The organism is Aquitalea sp. FJL05, assembly GCF_003852595.1.
Lineage (GTDB): Bacteria > Pseudomonadota > Gammaproteobacteria > Burkholderiales > Chromobacteriaceae > Aquitalea > Aquitalea aquatilis.
On record NZ_QAJS01000009.1, the window covers coordinates 357,698 to 374,217 of the forward strand.

The 16,520-nt window shown below is 59.9% G+C and carries 15 protein-coding genes; 11 read left to right on the top strand and 4 right to left on the bottom strand.

What is annotated here, in order from left to right; all coding sequences use genetic code 11:
- Window positions 1-27: 27 nt before the first annotated feature.
- The 4 genes from DBR44_RS09755 to DBR44_RS19750 all read right to left on the bottom strand — a co-directional run bounded on the left by DBR44_RS09755 (window position 28) and on the right by DBR44_RS19750 (window position 3,010).
- Window positions 28-873 carry an alpha/beta fold hydrolase gene (locus tag DBR44_RS09755; RefSeq protein ID WP_124643872.1) on the bottom strand — a complete coding sequence of 282 codons (846 nt, stop codon included), beginning with the start codon at window positions 871-873 and terminating at the stop codon, window positions 28-30.
- Window positions 874-898: 25 nt separating this feature from the next.
- Window positions 899-1,684, bottom strand: coding sequence for an SDR family oxidoreductase (locus DBR44_RS09760; RefSeq protein ID WP_124643873.1), 786 nt, complete (start codon window positions 1,682-1,684; stop codon window positions 899-901).
- An 89-nt stretch (window positions 1,685-1,773) separates the two neighbouring features.
- On the bottom strand, window positions 1,774-2,775 hold the full coding sequence (locus DBR44_RS09765; protein WP_124643874.1) for an NADP-dependent oxidoreductase: 1,002 nt from the start codon (window positions 2,773-2,775) through the stop codon (window positions 1,774-1,776).
- Between the two features lie 73 nt (window positions 2,776-2,848).
- A complete protein-coding gene (locus DBR44_RS19750; RefSeq protein ID WP_233578453.1) occupies window positions 2,849-3,010 on the bottom strand; it encodes a hypothetical protein in 162 nt (53 codons plus the stop codon).
- Window positions 3,011-3,159: 149 nt separating this feature from the next.
- Here DBR44_RS19750 and DBR44_RS09770 point away from each other — a divergent pair, with 149 nt between their 5' ends.
- From DBR44_RS09770 to DBR44_RS09820, 11 genes are all read left to right on the top strand, one after another.
- Window positions 3,160-3,600, top strand: coding sequence for a helix-turn-helix domain-containing protein (locus tag DBR44_RS09770; RefSeq protein ID WP_124643875.1), 441 nt, complete (start codon window positions 3,160-3,162; stop codon window positions 3,598-3,600).
- A 169-nt stretch (window positions 3,601-3,769) separates the two neighbouring features.
- Window positions 3,770-4,687 carry a LysR family transcriptional regulator gene (locus DBR44_RS09775; RefSeq protein ID WP_124643876.1) on the top strand — a complete coding sequence of 306 codons (918 nt, stop codon included), beginning with the start codon at window positions 3,770-3,772 and terminating at the stop codon, window positions 4,685-4,687.
- A gap of 266 nt (window positions 4,688-4,953) precedes the next feature.
- Window positions 4,954-6,108, top strand: a complete 1,155-nt coding sequence (locus tag DBR44_RS09780; RefSeq protein WP_124643877.1) for an ABC transporter substrate-binding protein — start codon at window positions 4,954-4,956, stop codon at window positions 6,106-6,108.
- Window positions 6,109-6,168: 60 nt separating this feature from the next.
- The gene (locus DBR44_RS09785) at window positions 6,169-7,185 is read left to right on the top strand and encodes an ABC transporter ATP-binding protein (protein ID WP_124643878.1); all 1,017 of its coding nucleotides are present in this window, start codon (window positions 6,169-6,171) and stop codon (window positions 7,183-7,185) included.
- A 9-nt stretch (window positions 7,186-7,194) separates the two neighbouring features.
- Window positions 7,195-8,151, top strand: a complete 957-nt coding sequence (locus DBR44_RS09790) for an ABC transporter permease (protein ID WP_124643879.1) — start codon at window positions 7,195-7,197, stop codon at window positions 8,149-8,151.
- Window positions 8,141-8,956, top strand: coding sequence for an ABC transporter permease (locus tag DBR44_RS09795; protein WP_124643880.1), 816 nt, complete (start codon window positions 8,141-8,143; stop codon window positions 8,954-8,956). The genes DBR44_RS09790 and DBR44_RS09795 overlap by 11 nt, the downstream gene beginning before the upstream one ends.
- A gap of 14 nt (window positions 8,957-8,970) precedes the next feature.
- The gene (locus DBR44_RS09800) at window positions 8,971-10,407 is read left to right on the top strand and encodes a gamma-aminobutyraldehyde dehydrogenase (RefSeq protein ID WP_124643881.1); all 1,437 of its coding nucleotides are present in this window, start codon (window positions 8,971-8,973) and stop codon (window positions 10,405-10,407) included.
- A gap of 350 nt (window positions 10,408-10,757) precedes the next feature.
- Window positions 10,758-11,411, top strand: a complete 654-nt coding sequence (locus DBR44_RS19620; RefSeq protein ID WP_199731009.1) for an OmpA family protein — start codon at window positions 10,758-10,760, stop codon at window positions 11,409-11,411.
- Entirely contained in the window at window positions 11,408-12,982 is a 1,575-nt protein-coding gene (locus DBR44_RS09810) for a caspase family protein (RefSeq protein ID WP_124643882.1), read from the top strand. Before DBR44_RS19620 ends, DBR44_RS09810 begins: the two co-directional genes overlap by 4 nt.
- A gap of 37 nt (window positions 12,983-13,019) precedes the next feature.
- The gene (locus tag DBR44_RS09815; protein ID WP_124643883.1) at window positions 13,020-13,490 is read left to right on the top strand and encodes a hypothetical protein; all 471 of its coding nucleotides are present in this window, start codon (window positions 13,020-13,022) and stop codon (window positions 13,488-13,490) included.
- A gap of 12 nt (window positions 13,491-13,502) precedes the next feature.
- Window positions 13,503-16,463: a CHAT domain-containing tetratricopeptide repeat protein gene (locus DBR44_RS09820; RefSeq protein ID WP_124643884.1), complete on the top strand. Its 2,961-nt coding sequence runs from the start codon at window positions 13,503-13,505 to the stop codon at window positions 16,461-16,463.
- The last annotated feature ends 57 nt before the right edge of the window (window positions 16,464-16,520 follow it).

Genomic DNA, 16,520 nt, shown 5'->3' on the forward strand with positions numbered 1-16,520 from the left:
GGTAAATAGGAAGAGCTGCTGCTGGCATCACTCACTCAAAAAATGGGCTGCGTGATGCAGGAAGCGCTGCGGGTACTGGAATTGCGCAGCATGGCCGCTATCCGGATAGATGAATAACTGCGCATTTGGCAGATTTCGCGCCATGTAGAATGAGTTGACGGTCGGAATCATCACATCATTTACTCCGTTCAGGATGAAGGTGGGTTGCTGGATGCCACGCAGGTAAGCGAATGGATCCTCCTCCGACAATCTGGGCAGATACAGCATATTGGCCTCAATCTGCGCCCTGGCAACTTCGGGTGAAGATGGCGGGTCCTGCTCCACGCGCTGGTGACGCCGCGCCCAGAATGCACGTGCAGCCTGTTCAGCCTGTGCGGACTTGCCAAAAAACAGATACAGAAAGTCTTCAAATACAGGGGCTGGCCGTGCCGCTGCGGTCAGCACCGGTGTTTCCATTGCGGGATCGCCCCCGCGCGGTCCTGTGCCTAGCAGCATCAGCTTGCGCACCAGTGTCGGGTGTCTCCAGGTCAGGTCCAGTGCCTGGAAGCCCCCCAAGGAAAACCCCAGCACATCGATTTGTTCCAAGCCCAATGTGCGAACAAAGGCGGCGGCATCATCGGCCATCTCTTCGATACGGGTGCGTGCTTGACCGCCAGACGATGCGATACCGCGGCCGTTGTAAAGGATGACCTCCCGGCCTTCGGCAAGCCCATCTGTCATCAATGGGTCCCAGTGATCCATCCCGCCACGGAAATGCTGCAGAAACAGCAAGGGGGGCTGGCCTGCCTTGGCATTACCCCAGCGCCGGTAGGCGATTTTTGCGCCACCCACATCAACAAATCGCGTTGGGGTAGTCAGGTGATTTTCCGTCATTACTGTTCTCCGAAATACTTGTGCATCAGCCGCGATATCGCGCGGCAGCTTGTGCTTGCCGAATGTCTGACATCAGCCCTTGGCGTGCAGCATCCAGCGCATCCCAGCGTTCGGCTACATGCAGCGGCGGAATGGTGATCAGCTCACGGCGATCAAAGCCAAGCAGCGCCGCATCGACCAGCTCGCCAACATCCATGACTTCCGGCAGCGTATTGATGTCGATGCCGGCACGCTGCCACAAGTCGGTACGGGTTGCGGCCGGCAGCACGGCTTGTACATAGACGCCTTGGGGGGATAACTCTTGATGCAGCCCCTGGGTCAGGAACAAGACGAAGGCCTTGCTTGCACCGTAGATCGACATGCCAAATTCGGGTGCAAAAGCGACCACAGAACCGATGTTGACAATGGAACCCCTGCCAGCCTGTACAAAGCGCGGGGCAACCGCAGCGGCAAGCCGCGTGAGCGACTGCGTATTCAGCGTAATCAGCTGGTCGATACTGTCCGGGGTCTGCTGCACAAAGCTGCCTGTCTGTGCAATGCCTGCGTTGTTAATCAGGATGCCAATTCTGGCGTCATTGCGCAGGCGGTCTTCCACTGCGTGCAGGTCGGTGGGCTGGGTCAGATCGGCGGGAAGGACTTCAACAAGGACATTGAATTCTTCCTGCAAGCGTGTTGCCAGGGCATCCAGTCGTGTTCTGTCTCGTGCTACCAGAACAAGATCGTGGCCACGGCGGGCAAACCGTTCCGCATAGGTGGCACCAATCCCACTGGAGGCACCCGTGATCAAAACAACAGAATTTTCATTTTTCATTTGAGGAAATCAGGTCGTATAGGGAAAACACGTCACACCTGCTCAGGTGTGACCGCAATTGGAAACGCCGGAGTGGCTAGTGTCAGGTGCTATCGGATCTTGACCACCACCTTGCCTTTGGCCCGTCCTTGAGCAAGGTAGGCAAGGGCTTCCTTTGCTTGTGCAAATGGAAATACTTTGTCGATGACGGGCTGGATGCGCTCTGCATTAAGGAGATTGCCGATTTCAGCGAGCTGAGCACCATCAGGCCGTACAAAGTGAAAGGCGTAGCTGACGCCTCGGTTTTTTGCCAGGCGTGTGATCTTTCGACTCATCAGGCCAAAAATGAAGGTAAGAACGAAATTCAAGCGTTTGGCACGGGCAAATGCAGCATCCAGCGGGCCAATGAGTGACACGATCTTGCCGCCTGGTTTCAGAATGTGTAGCGACTTCTCGACTGCATCCCCTTTGATGGTTCCCAGCACCACGTCATAGCCGTGCAGCACGTTTTCGAACTCTTGTTTCTTGTAGTCGACCACCTCATCAGCACCAAGACGGCTTACCAGTTGCACATTGCTCGTACTCGTCGTGGTGCCAACCTTGGCACCCAAATACTTGGCTAATTGGATTGCAAATGTTCCGATGCCACCTGAGCCCGCCGGGATAAAGACTTTCTGCCCTTTTTTCAGCTCGGCGCGTTCTTTCAGCGCCTGCCAGGAGGTCAATCCCACCATCGGAATGGATGCCGCTTGCACAAAGTCCAAGTTGGCCGGTTTGTGTGCGGCAGACTCTTCCGGCACAACAGCAAACTCGGCAATTGAGCCCGTTCCCTGGTCAAAAATGCTGGCAAAAACAGCGTCACCCGGCTTGAAGTGCGTGACGCGGCTGCCGACTTCCATCACCACCCCGGCAAGATCGCTGCCGAGTGTCGCAGGCAGCGGAAAATGCAGTACGGGTTTGAACATTCCGGTCGGAATCATGTTGTCTATCGGGTTCAAGCCTGCAGCATGCACTTCAACCAGTAGCTCATTGGGTTTCAGAATGGGACGCGGCACGTCTGAGAAGCCGATATCGGGTGACTTGCCATAACGCTTGAAGGTAAGGGCTTTCATCAATTTCTCTCCATTCTCAGTACTTGCATGGGCTCAACGTTTCTTGCTTGATCAGATTCAATGGTAGAACGACTCATTGCGCCATACCTGCGGCAGTCGGGGCCAAATTGCTGCTTGGGTCGGTGCTGTAGGCTGGCTGAGCAGTGGCATCCTTTGCCGTGGACAGGTCATGACCAATGCCAACAGTCATCAGCGTGAAAACAAGGTAAGTCAGCGGGGCCGCGAGGATGAGCATGGGAAAACTCCTGTATGTTGAGCGGTTGCGGACCATTCATCCTTTGCTTCAGCTTTGGCGGGCAGATGGATTCTTGGTCACGAAGGTGTTACTATCAATTTGAAAGTAACAGTAGCGTTCTTTTTCTCGATAGTCACTATTAAATTGATATGGACAAGAAAAATAGTTGTAGCAACCCCTGCCCAATCGCCCGCAGCCTTGCCCTGGTTGGCGATGCATGGAGCATGCTTATCCTGCGCGATGCGCATGCAGGATTGACCCGCTTTGACCAATTCAGGAAAAGCCTGGGAATCGCGCCAACCATGCTGACGACTAGACTGGCCAAGCTGACGGAGGAGGGTTTGCTGGAGAAGAGGCGTTATTCAGAACACCCGCCACGTGACGAATATGTCCTGACTACGGCAGGCACAGACTTCTTGCCGGTGTTGTTCATGATCGGAGCGTGGGGCCGCAAGCATCGTGGCGGCGGCGAGATGATACGTTTTATGGATACTGAGAACGGTACCGAGATTCAGCCCGTGGCCATTGATGGGGCAACCGGCTTTCCCATCGGGACCCGGCCGATCAGCATCATTCTCCCGACAGAATGACCATCCATAGCGGGTGAAGAGGTCTTGTCCGTTGTCACGACCGAGCGGGCTTCTCTGGGTGAAATGCCCCTTGGCTCCTGCTTGGGCAGGACAGCCGTGGCATGAGGCTGTTCGCAGCAACGGGTCTCGGGCACAATCGCGCCATAACAATAGGGTGAAGAGGGCGGAAGTGTCGATCACGCTGAAAAATGTGCGCTATTTTGTTGCTGTGGCTGAAATGCAGTCGATTTCACGCGCGGTGCAGGATCTGAATGTATCGCAATCGGTGGTGACCGAAGCCATCCGTGCGCTGGAGCTTGACCTGGGGGTGCAGCTGTTTACACGACACGCCCGTGGCATGAGCCTGACCCATGCTGGTTATCAGTTTCTGCGTCATGCCCACCAGATCCTGGCATCGGTGCGGCATGCGCGCGAAGCCCTGTCGATGCGACCGGATGCGGTAACCGGCCAGCTCAATATCGGTGTCACCAGCCTGGTGTGTGGTTATTTCCTGCCTTATCTGCTGGAGCGCTTTCGCAGCACTTTCCCGCAGGTGGAAGTGCGGGTAGTGGAAGACCAGCGCGACTATATCGAACACCTGCTGGTCAATGGCGAGCTGGATGCGGCGGTGCTGATCGTCTCCAATGTTCAGAACCGTCAGGCGCTACAGGCCGAGGTATTGCAGCAGTCCAGTTATCGTTTATGGCTGCCGGCTGGCCATCGTTTGCTGGATGGTGGCGTAGTCACGTTGACGGACCTGGCCGAGCAGCCGCTGGTGGCGCTGAAGCTGGATGAGCTGGAGGATGTGGCAACCGCCTTGTGGCGGCAGATTGGCCGCAAGCCGCAACTGGCGGTGCGTACGGCTTCGGTCGAGGCCATGCGTAGCCTGGTGGCCACCGGGGCTGGCCTGGCCATCATGCCGGATGTGCTCTATCGCCCGTGGTCGCTAGAAGGGGACCGTCTGGAGGTGCTGCCCTTACAGGAAGAAACCCCAACGCTGGAAGTAGGCGTGGTGTGGCGGCGCGGTATGCGGGTTTCTGACAACACTCACAACTTCCTTGCTCTGGCCAGAGAGTACAGCCGCAGTCATAAACAAACCTTTTCTTGATATCTGTATTTTCGATAATCATTCATAAGCCATCATTTATTGCGATGGCTTAGTGCGCCTCATGCTGTTGTCTTGCTGCGGACAAGCGCTTGCTGTCCAGCCGCCGGCCTGTCTTATTCTTTTTCTCCTGCACCAAAGCATTGCTATCTGTTTTTCCAATCCCTGTCATTGGCCGGACTGGCTAGGGGCTCTGCCGTGTGCTGCCTAGAATCGGCTCACACATTCCCAGACGCACAATGCGCAGTCCTTGGAGAAGGAGAAACGTGATGCAAAGCAGCCTGATTCGCCTGACCGCCGCCCTGGTCAGTTCCAGCCTGATTGCCCCTGCCGTGCTGGCCGCACCATTGGCCACATTGGGCAAGCCGGAAGGCAAACTCAATATCATTGCCTGGCCCGGTTATATCGAGCGCGGGCAGAGCGACAAGAATTACGACTGGGTGACCGGTTTCGAAAAGTCCACCGGCTGCCAGGTGAACGTGAAAACCGCGGCCACCTCGGACGAAATGGTGTCGCTGATGAATTCACCCAATTACGACCTGGTAACAGCCTCGGGTGATGCTTCGCTGCGGCTGATCTACGGCAAGAAGGTGCAGGAAATCAACCCGGCGTTGATCCCCAGCTGGAACACGCTGGACCCGCGGGTGAAGAGTGGTAACTGGTTTACCGTGGCCGGAAAACCCTATGGCGTACCCTACCAGTGGGGGGCCAACTTCCTGATGTACAACAGCAAGGTCTTCAGCAAGGCACCCACCAGCTGGTCGGTGCTGTTCGAGCCGGGCAATCTGCCCGATGGCAAGCCCAACAAGGGCCGGGTGCAGGCTTACGATGGCGCCATCTACATTGCGGACGCCGCGCTCTACCTGATGCACAAGAACCCCAAGCTGGGCATCAAAGACCCCTATGAGCTGAATGAAGCCCAGTACGCCGCCGTGCTGAAGCTGCTGCGTCAGCAAAAAGGCCTGACCCATCGCTACTGGCACGATGTCACCGTGCAGATGAACGACTTCAAGAAAGAAGGCGTGGCCGTATCCAGTGCCTGGGGTTACACCATCAACACCCTGCAGGCAGAGAAATTCCCGGTGGCCGGCACCATTCCGCAAGAAGGTGCCACGGGTTGGGCTGATACCACCATGCTGCATGCCCAGGCGCAGCACCCGGTGTGCGCCTACAAGTGGATGGAGTGGTCGCTCAATAAAAAACTGCAGTCTGGTCTGGCCGAGTGGTTTGGCTCTAACCCGGTGGTGGCCGAAGCCTGTCAGACCAAGGCCCCTGGCGGCAGCAATTTCTGCCAGAGCAACGGTTTTGACCGCTTTGCCCAGATCCGCTTCTGGCGTACGCCAGTGGCCAAGTGTGGCCAGGGCAGCTGTGTGCCGTATAGCCGCTGGACTGCCGATTACATTGCCATCATGGGCGGTCGCTGACCGCATGCAGAACATGCTGCCTGTCGGCACGGTGCCGATGGGCAGCCGGGAGTTTGAGTCATGACCCTTGCCGTCCGTTTTCAACAGGTTAGCCGCCATTACGATGCTGTGCGTGCGGTGGACCAGATCGACCTGGCCATTGCCGAGGGCGAATTCTTTTCCATGCTGGGGCCGTCCGGCTCAGGCAAAACCACCAGTTTGCGGCTGATTGCCGGTTTCGAGCAGCCCAGCAGTGGCTCCATCCAGATTTTTGGCCGCGAAGCTGCCGGCCTGCCGCCCAATCTGCGTGATGTGAATACCGTGTTCCAGGACTACGCGCTGTTTCCGCACATGAGCGTGCTGGACAATGTGGCCTACGGCTTGATGATCAAGGGCGTGGCGCGGGCCGAGCGCCACCGCCGTGCCGAAGCCATGCTGGACATGGTGAAACTGGGCCAGTATGGCAGCCGCCGTCCGTCCGCCTTGTCCGGTGGCCAACGCCAGCGGGTAGCCCTGGCGCGCGCATTGATTCTGCAGCCGCGGGTGCTGTTGCTGGACGAACCGCTGGGTGCGCTGGACCTGAAGCTGCGCGAGCAGATGCAGACCGAACTGAAGGCGCTGCAACGCAAGCTGGGTATTACCTTTATTTATGTCACCCACGATCAGGGCGAGGCGCTGTCGATGTCCGACCGGGTGGCGGTGTTCAACAAGGGCTGCATCGAACAGATTGCCGCCCCGCAGGTGCTCTATACCCAGCCGGCTACCGCCTTTGTCGCGGATTTTGTCGGGACGTCGAATGTTTTCGATGCTGCTTGGGCGGCCAGCCTGACCGGCCAGCAGCAGGCCTTTGCCGTGCGCCCGGAGCGCATCCGCCCGGTGCAGGATGGCCAGGCTGGCGATGGCATCCGCTTGCCCACCCGGCTGCTCGACGTGCAGTACCTGGGCGCGGTCAGCCGCTACGAGCTGGAAGCCGGCCCGGAGCGCATCATCAGCATGGTGTTGCCCAATGACGATGCAGCCGCTCGCCAGGTGTTGACTCCCGGTCAGGCGGTTACGGTGTGGCTGCCGGCGCAGGCCATGCATGCGCTGGCCGGCTAAGGAGATGACATGATGACTGTTTCACTGCCAGAAGGGCAGGCCACCCCAACCCGCCCGGGCATCTTGTTGCGGCTGGGAGGCGCGCTGTATCGCCATCCCGCCCTGCAACTGGCCTTGCTGCTGGCACTGCCGCTGCTGTGGTTCGTGCTGGTGTATCTGGGTGCGCTGTGTACCTTGCTGGCACAGAGCGTGTTGACCTTTGACGACTTCACCATGTCGGTCAGCCGCGAACTGACGCTGGACAACTACCGCCAGCTGCTGTCGCCGGCCAATCTTGACGTGGTGCTGCGCACGCTCAGCATGGCCACGCTGGTGTCGCTGGCCTCGGCGGTAATGGCTTTCCCGCTGGCCTATTACATGGTGCGCTATGCCCGTGGCTGGCAGAAGGGCTTTTTCTATGTGGCGGTGATGCTGCCGATGTGGGCTAGCTATATCGTCAAGGTGTATGCCTGGACCGTACTGCTGGCCAAGGGCGGCATCGTGTACTGGGCTTACCAGACGCTGGGCCTGCAGGGGATTGTCGACTGGTTGATGGCGCTGCCGCTGATCGGGGGGAATTCGCTGACCACGTCCAATCTGGGGCGCTTTACCGTGTTCACCTATATCTGGCTGCCCTTCATGATTCTGCCGATTCAGGCGGCTTTGGAGCGGGTGCCGGCCAATCTGCTGCAGGCCAGCAGCGATCTGGGGGCCAGTGGTGCGCAAACCTTCCGTCACGTCATCCTGCCGCTGGCCTTTCCGGGCGTGGTGGCCGGTTCCATCTTCACCTTCTCGCTGACACTGGGCGATTACATCATTCCGCAGCTGATTGGCCCTTCCGGCCTGTTCATCGGCTCCATGGTGTACACCATGCAGGGTTCCATCGGCAATATGCCGCTGGCCGCCGCCTTTACCGTGGTGCCGGTATGCATCATCGGCTTGTACCTGCTGGGTGCCCGCAAACTGGGAGCGTTCGATGCACTCTGATCAATCCGACCGCGCGCCGTGGTGGCTGCGTCTGCTGGCCTTTGGTGGCATCGGCTTTCTGTTTCTGCCCATTGCCGTCATCGTGCTGTATGCCTTCAACGCGGAGAGTTCCGGTTACAGCTTTCCGCCACAGGGCTTTACCCTGGGCTGGTTTGCCGCTGCCTTTGCTCGTGATGACGTGATGGCCGCCATTGGCCTGTCAGTGCGGCTGGCCGCGCTGGCCACGGTGCTGGCGCTGCTGCTGGGTACCCTGGCAGCTGCTGCGCTGTATCGGCGCGACTTTCTGGGCAAGGACGCCATCACCATGATGCTGATCCTGCCGATTGCGCTGCCCGGCATCATTACCGGCATTGCCTTGCTGTCGGCATTCCGGCTGGCGGACATCACACCCGGCTTCTGGACCATCGCCATCGGCCACGCCACCTTCTGTGTGGTGGTGGTGTACAACAATGTGATTGCCCGCTTTCGCCGCATCAGCACCAGCCTGCTGGAGGCCTCGCAGGACTTGGGTGCCAATATGTGGCAAAGCTTCCGCTATGTCATCCTGCCGCAAATTGCTACCGCGCTGCTGGCCGGGGGCATGCTGGCCTTTGCCCTGAGCTTTGACGAAATCATTGTCACCACTTTTACCGCGGGCAATGAAGTGACACTGCCCATCTGGATGCTGAACCAGCTGAGCCGCCCGCGCGATGTACCCATTACCAATGTGGTGGCCCTGTGCGTGATGCTGATGACAGCACTGCCCATTCTGGCTGCCTACACCCTGACCCGTGGCACGGAAGACATTGCCGGTAGCGGCAAATAAGACGAGGAACAAGCATGGACAAGACTCTGCAATGCAAGATGCTGATCAACGGCGAATTCGTGACGGGAGAGGGCGAGCAGGAGGGCATTCTCAACCCGGCCACTGGCGAGCTGATTGTGCATGTCAACGAAGCGTCACTGGAGCAGGTGCAGGCGGCGGTGGCGGCGGCCCAGGCAGCCTTCCCGGCCTGGGCGCGCACCAGCCCGCGTGAGCGATCCGAACGCCTGTTGCAACTGGCGGATGCCATCGAGGCGCGCGGGCCGGAATTTGCCCGGCTCGAGTCGCTTAACTGTGGCAAGCCCTATCATCTGGCACTGAACGATGAAATCCCCGCCGTGGTGGACGTGTTCCGCTTCTTTGCCGGTGCGGTGCGTGCCCAGACGGGCATGCTGGCCGGTGAATATCTGCCAGGCCATACCAGCATGATTCGCCGCGACCCGCTGGGCGTGGTGGCGTCGATTGCACCGTGGAACTACCCGCTGATGATGGCCGCCTGGAAAATTGCCCCGGCGCTGGCTGCCGGCAATACCGTGGTGCTCAAGCCATCGGAACAGACGCCGCTGTCCACGCTGAAGCTGGCCGAGCTGGTGGCAGGTCTGTTTCCGGCCGGGGTGTTCAACCTGGTGCTGGGCCGTGGCGAAACCGTGGGTAGCCCGCTGATTTCCCAGCCGCAGGTCCGCATGATCTCCATTACGGGTGATGTTTCCACGGGGCAGCGTGTGCTGGAAACCGCCTCGCGCTCGGTCAAGCGTACCCATCTGGAGCTGGGCGGCAAGGCGCCGGTGATCATTTTTGATGATGCCGATCTGGCTTCCGCAGTAGAGGGCATCCGTGCTTTTGGTTATTACAACGCTGGCCAGGACTGCACTGCAGCCTGCCGCCTGTATGTGCAAAAAGGGCTGTACGAACGTTTTGCTGCTGATCTGGCCAGTGCCGTCAGCACCATCAAAGTGGGCCATCAACACCTGGATGGCGTGGAGATGGGGCCGCTGATTTCCGAACGTCAGCGCAATCGCGTCGCCAGCTTTGTCGAGCGCGCCCAGCAACTGTCCCATGTCGAGGTGCTGACCGGTGGCAAGCTGGGTGAGGGGCCGGGCTTTTTCTACCAGCCCACGGTGATTGCCGGTGCGCAGCAGCAGGATGAAATCGTGCAACGCGAGGTGTTTGGCCCGGTGGTGTCCATTACCCCGTTCGACGATGCCGATCAGGTCATCCAGTGGGCCAATGATTCGGATTACGGCCTGGCCAGCTCGGTATGGACTGCCGATGTGGGGCGCGCCATGCAGCTGAGTGCGCAATTGCAATATGGCTGCACTTGGGTGAATACCCACTTCATGCTGGTGAACGAAATGCCGCATGGCGGCATGAAGCGTTCCGGCTACGGCAAAGACATGTCCATGTACGCGCTGGAAGACTACAGCTGCGTGCGCCATGTGATGCTCAAGCACTGACAAGGCCCGTCAGCGCTTCCTGCCAGCCCGGTATCTTTCCTGTGAAAGACCGGGCTGTTGCATTTGCTGCGTTCCACCCTCGCTGCATGCCCACCACCGCCAGTTGCTCTGGCAGGGCGCACTCATCCTGAGCGGGCCTTCTTGCCCAAAGGGTGGATCACTGTCCCTTGTCGCGGTGTTGTTGCTACCTCTATCACTTGACAAAAATGCTTTGCTTTTTCGGTTTTTGCAGGCCAGTTTGTTATCATGAAAATGGGATATGTGGTGGCTGTCGGGTGCTGCCGGAGTGTCTGCGGGCCGGGAAGGCCCGCCATACAAGAAACCATCAATAAAAATGGCAGGGAGTCGTGATGTACAAGAACAAGAGCATGCTGCGTCTGGCATGGGGTGTCATGGCGTTTTTATTCGTTTGTCAAGGCGTGGCGCAGGCAGAAGATGCGCCGGATACCCGGTCCATGATCGAGTCGCTCAAGCCACTGAAAACCCGCAGCTTGCGCAATCTGCAGGTGAGCCCGGTCAAGCCGGTGGCCGAGCCTGCTGCCGAGGCCGCCGTCGACAGTGTCAATCTGCCACCCGCCGTGCCTGCGGCGAGTAACCAGCCGACGCCGGTCGCCGCCGCGCCGCTTGCAGCCACGCCACCGCAGGCCGAGGCTGCGCCCAGCCTGTCGCTGGCCATTCAGTTTGATCCCAATTCGGTACAGATCAGCAGCGCTAGCCAGCAGGCGCTGGCACGGCTGGCCTCGGCGCTGCAGTCCAGCGAGTTGCGCGACTTTCATTTCCTGATCGAGGGGCATACCGATGCCAAGGGCCTGCCAGCCTATAACCGCAAGCTGTCGCAGCTGCGGGCCGATGCCGTACGCAAGCTGCTGATTACCCGTGGCGTTGCTGCCCAGCAATTGCGCGCACTAGGCAAGGGTTCGGACGAGCCGGCCAACAAGGCAGACCCCTATGCAGCTGAAAACCGCCGCGTTCGTATCGTCAATACCGATCAGGTCAATCCGTGAAAGCCACTGCGATGAAGAAAAGCCTGTTATCCGCCACGCTGGCCGCGCTGTGCGCCTCTGGCATCACCCTGGCGGCCGATGCCCCGGCCGTGGTGAACAACCGTTTTGCGCTGATCATCGGCATTGGGCATTACAGCAATGCCGCCATTCCATCGCTCAAGGGGGTGCAGCATGATATGGGCAGTGCGCACCAGATGGCGGCCAGCATGGGTATTCCGGACGAAAACATCAGCTATCTGCGCGATGAGCAGGCCACGGCCGAGCATATCCGCCAGGCGATTGCCCAATTAAACCAGCGCCTGCACAGCGGTGACCGGCTGTTTGTTTATTACTCCGGTCATGGCACTCGCTGGCATGAATCGAGCAGTGCCGAGGGCATGTGTACCGAGGGCCTGGTCGCCACCGATGGCGATGTGCTGAGCAACCGGGAAATGGGCAAGTTGCTGGAGCCGCTGGCGCGCAAGACCGACAAGATGATGGTGTTTTATGACTCCTGCTTCTCCGGTGGCGTGGTGGCCAATCCGATGAAGACGCGGGCGCTGACCATCAACAATACCCTGTATACCCCCAAGTTCACCTCCGAAACGGCACCGGGCAGTTGCTTCAGCCCCAGCAATTTCAAAACACGCTCGCTCAGCGCCGCGCTGAAAGAGCAGGGCGGTCTGCCGCAGAATATTGTTCATATCGCCGCCAGCAAGCCGGACGAAGTGTCTTTTGACAATGCCCAGCGCGGAGGCCTGGCCACTACTGCCTGGCGCGATTGCCTGCAGGGTGAGGCGCGTGATCTGGATGGCAGTGGTGCCATTACCGTGGATGAAATCACCCGCTGTGCCCAGGCCAAGCTGGATGACAATCTGGCCAATCAGCCCGGTGTGCTGGGTCAGCACATGACGGTAGGTGGCAACAAGGAATTTGTGCCGGCCTGGATCAAGAGCGCCTTCGTGACACCGACACCGCCCACACCGCCCCTTGCCACGCCGGCCTCCGCCAACCGTCCGGCACCGCTGCCGCAAACTGTTGTACACCAGGCCAGCCCGGCGGAAATTCTGGAGCAGATTCATGCCCAGCGCGATGGTAGCCGTGAACTGCAGGTCAAAATGGGGCGCGAGCAGCTGAAGATAGGCCGCGACAAGCTGGAACTCAGCGTGACTGCACCGCAGGACGGCTATCTCTACATTGCGCTGGCCGGTTCGGATGGCAAGAGCCTCTACCTGCTCTACCCCAACAAGCTGGATGGCGACAACCGGATCAAGGCCGGGCAGACCGTGCAATTGCCACGCAAGACATGGCAGGTGGACGCCGGTGGGCCGGCAGGGCGTGACAGCCTGTTGGTGATGGTGACCGACTCGCCGCGCCAGCTCAAACAGCTGAAGGGCGAAGCGGCCGGCCCCTTTGTGCAGACCCTGCTCGACAAGCAGGGCCGTTCCCTGTTGCAGCAGGTGATGGCCAGTTCGGCCAATACCGGCATGACAGAGTGCAGCAGCGCCACCCCGCTGCGTAACCTGCAGGTCAGCAAACGCTGTTCGGATGCCTTTGCCTCGGCGCTGTTGCCATTGCAGGAAGTGGACTAGCCCGTTCGCCCCCAATCCCTCCCATGGAGAACCGCGCATGAAACGCCTCGCCACCCTGTTGTTGCTGGCTGCCAGCCTGAGCCATGCAGAAAACCTTCCGCTGCCGGCCAGCACCCCACCGGCGCAGCCGACCAGCCAGAGCCTGATGTTCATTGATTCCAAACTGTTTGATGGCCGCTTGTACAACGAACTGAGCAAGCAGCCGGACAAGCTGGAAATCACCATGTCCGGCCAGATTACCCTGACCAATATCTCGCCGCGGCTGGACCGCTGGCTGTCGCTGATTGGCGAGAATGGCCTGATGGAGCTGCAGGAAATCCCCGAGCCGGCCCAGTTGAACCAGCGCGCACTGTTTGCCCTGCTGCCCATCATGTATTCCATGGTGGGGGAGGCGCGGGAAGCACTGGTGAATGCGCAGGCCAAGCGCTACAACGCCAAGGTGTATTACTACAAGGACGCGGGTGGCAATGCCGTCATCAATCGCGTCATCCTGACCAGAAAACCCTGATCGAGCCCCTGCATGTCTGTTTGCCATCGTCCTGGCCGTGTTGCCACGCTGTTGAAATTGCTGTGTCCGACTTTGCGCCAGCGCAGCCCCTTGCGTCATCGGCTGGCTGTGCTGGCCCTGTTGCTGGCCAGCCCGGCCTTTGCCGGTAACGGACTGGGCCGCCAGGTGTCGGAGATGGGCTGGCAGTGGACCCAGTACATGCTGCAGGAGGACTACCCGAATGCCGAAGCCACCGCCCGCTCCCGCGTGGCCATGAGCCTGGGTACCGACCATCTGGGCGATGGCTACCGTAACCTTGGCGGCACGCTGGTGATGCGTGGCAAATGGGTGGAGGCCGAAGTGGTGCTGCGTCAGGCACTGCCACTGGTTGAAAGCAAGCATGGCAGCAATAATCGCCAGCCGATTGGCGTGCTGAAGAATCTGGCCAAGCTGATGATCCGTCAGGCTCGTTTCCAGGAAGCACAGGCCTTCATCAGCGAAGGCATGCGCCGCCAGCTGGCGTATGCGCCGGATCGCATCTCCATGGTGGAGCTCTACAATCTGCAGGCCTCCGTGCTGCACCAGCTGCATCAGGACAAGCAGGCGGAGGAGGTGCTGCAGAAAGCGGATGCGCTCAAGGTGGTGGCCGAGCCGATGGACCCGGACGATAACGGCTCCGGCCCGAATACCGTGACCAAAGTGCGTGCCAGCAGCCTCTACCTGCATGGCTTGTGTCAGGCGGGCCTGGGCAACCGGGCGGCTGAGGAGAAATTCTATCAGCAGGCACTGGACCGCTATCACCAGTTGCCGGGTGCCAAAGAGTCGGCCACCAGCATTCAGATATTGAATTCCCAGGGCATGCTGTATCTGCAGCAAAAGCGCTATGCAGAGGCCGTCAGCGTGCTGCGCCAGGCCCGTCAGCTATCCAGCCAGGTACTGGGGCCGTTGCATCCGCTCACCGCGCAAAGTGGCGTCGATCTGGCGCTGGCGCTGGAGAATGGCGGGCAGGACGCAGAGGCAGACGCACTGTATCGACCTGCGGTCGCCCAGCTGGAGCAGCTGAATGCGCTGAACAGTTTCAGCCGCGCCGGCCTGCTGTATGGGCGTTTTCTCGCCCGCCACGGCCGGCTGGAAGAGGCGCTGGCCATCTATCAGCAGACGCTGGACGCGGTAGACAAGCAGTTTGCCCAGACGCGCGGGCTGGATGATGGCGTGCGTGAAGGTTTTGTCTCGCGCTTTCATGTCAATTATCTGGAAACCATCCAGCTGCTGTTGCGTCTGCACCAGCAGCAGCCAACGGCCGGCTACGACCGGCAGATCCTGGCGGTGGTGTCGCGTACCCAGAGCCGTTTGTTCAGCGAACTGCTGAAGCAGGCCGATGTCAGCCGCCTGAACGACAACAGCAGCTTCCGCGCCTTGCGCCGACAGCAGCAAGAGCTGCAGACCCGTCTGGCCGAGTTGCGCCGCGAACGCACCAATACCGGGGCCTTCAATGAAAATCCGGATGATGGGCGAGCGGCCTCCAGCGACAGTGACAACACCGGCAGGGACAAGCTGGTGCAGGAGCGGGTACAGGCCAGCCGGCAGCGTATCGATGCCGATATCCACCAGGCGCGCCAGGCGCTGCAAGGCGTCAACCAACAGCTGTGGCAGCAGTTTCCGCGCTTCATGGACCTGGCCGAACCCAAAGCGGTAGACGTGCAGCGCCTGCAAAAGAACATCCTGCATCCCGGCGAAAGCCTGCTGACTTATTTCCTGCTCGACAAGGAAACCCTGGCTTTTGTCACCACCACCGATAGTTTTCACATGGTGCGACTGCCCGTGGGGAAAAAGCAGGTGGCCGAGCTGGTTACCGCACTACGCGCACCGGAGGAGGCCGCCGGCGACGCCATGGCCAGCTTGCAGCAACTGGACCCGGCCCTGCTGTACCGCGCCTATCAGCAGCTGTTCCAGCCGCTGGAGCCCTGGCTGAAGCCGGGAAGCCGGCTGCTGTCGGTGGGCGATGGCCCGCTGCACACCCTGCCGCTGGAAATGCTGATCACCCGCTGGGATGACACCGACCAGCAACAGTTTGCCCAGGCCCGCCAGCAACAGCCGCTGCTGGGCGAGTATGCCGGTCTGCATTATCTGGGCGACCGCTACCAGCTGGCTTATTTGCCCAGCCTGTCCTCACTGGTGTCGATGCGTGAATACCGTCGCCCGCGCATTGCCTACCGGCACGAGCTGGTGTCCTTTGCCGACCCGCTGTTCGATGCGACGGCGCAGCAGGAATCGGGCTTTTTCTCCAGCCTGCTGGGGCAAAGCCTGACCCGCAACTATGGCAAGCCCAAGGCCAGCCAGCTGAATATTCCGCGCCTGCCGGAAACCGCGCAGGAGGCCCGTGGCATCGACCGTATCCTGGGTGGCAACAACACCCTGTACCTGGAAGAAAATGCGCAGGAATACACGCTGAAGCATCTGGACCTCAGCACCACCCGCTACCTGCACTTTGCCACCCACGGTTTGCTGGGCGGCGAGTTTGTCATGCTCAAGGAATCCTTGGCGGATGAGGGGAGCGACAGCAGTCGCCTGCATCCGGAGCCTGCGCTATTGCTGTCGCTGTCCGGCAATCTGCATGGTGAGGACGGCCTGCTGACCATGCATGAGGTGGTGGATCAACTGAACCTGAGCGCCGAGCTGGTGGTGCTGTCTGCCTGCAATACCGCTGGCGAGCATGATGTGGCGCATAGCGGCGAAGGCTTTGCCGGCCTGGCGCGGGCCTTTATGTATGCTGGCGCGCAGGGCTTGCTGGTCAGTCACTGGAGTGTGGAAAGCCAGGCCACGCAGGAATTGATGGTGGCCACGTTCAGCCGCCTGAAGGCCGGCAGCAGCGCCACGGCGGCTATCGAAGCGGCACGGCGTGAGCTCAAGCAAAGCCGCTATGGCAGTGCCGGGCAGCAGGTTTCGCGCGCACACCCTTTCTTCTGGGCGCCGTTTGTTTATGTTGGGGACTGAAAACAGCGGCTGACGGTAAAAATATGCGTCATGCGGGGACGGGGACTTGGTACAAGC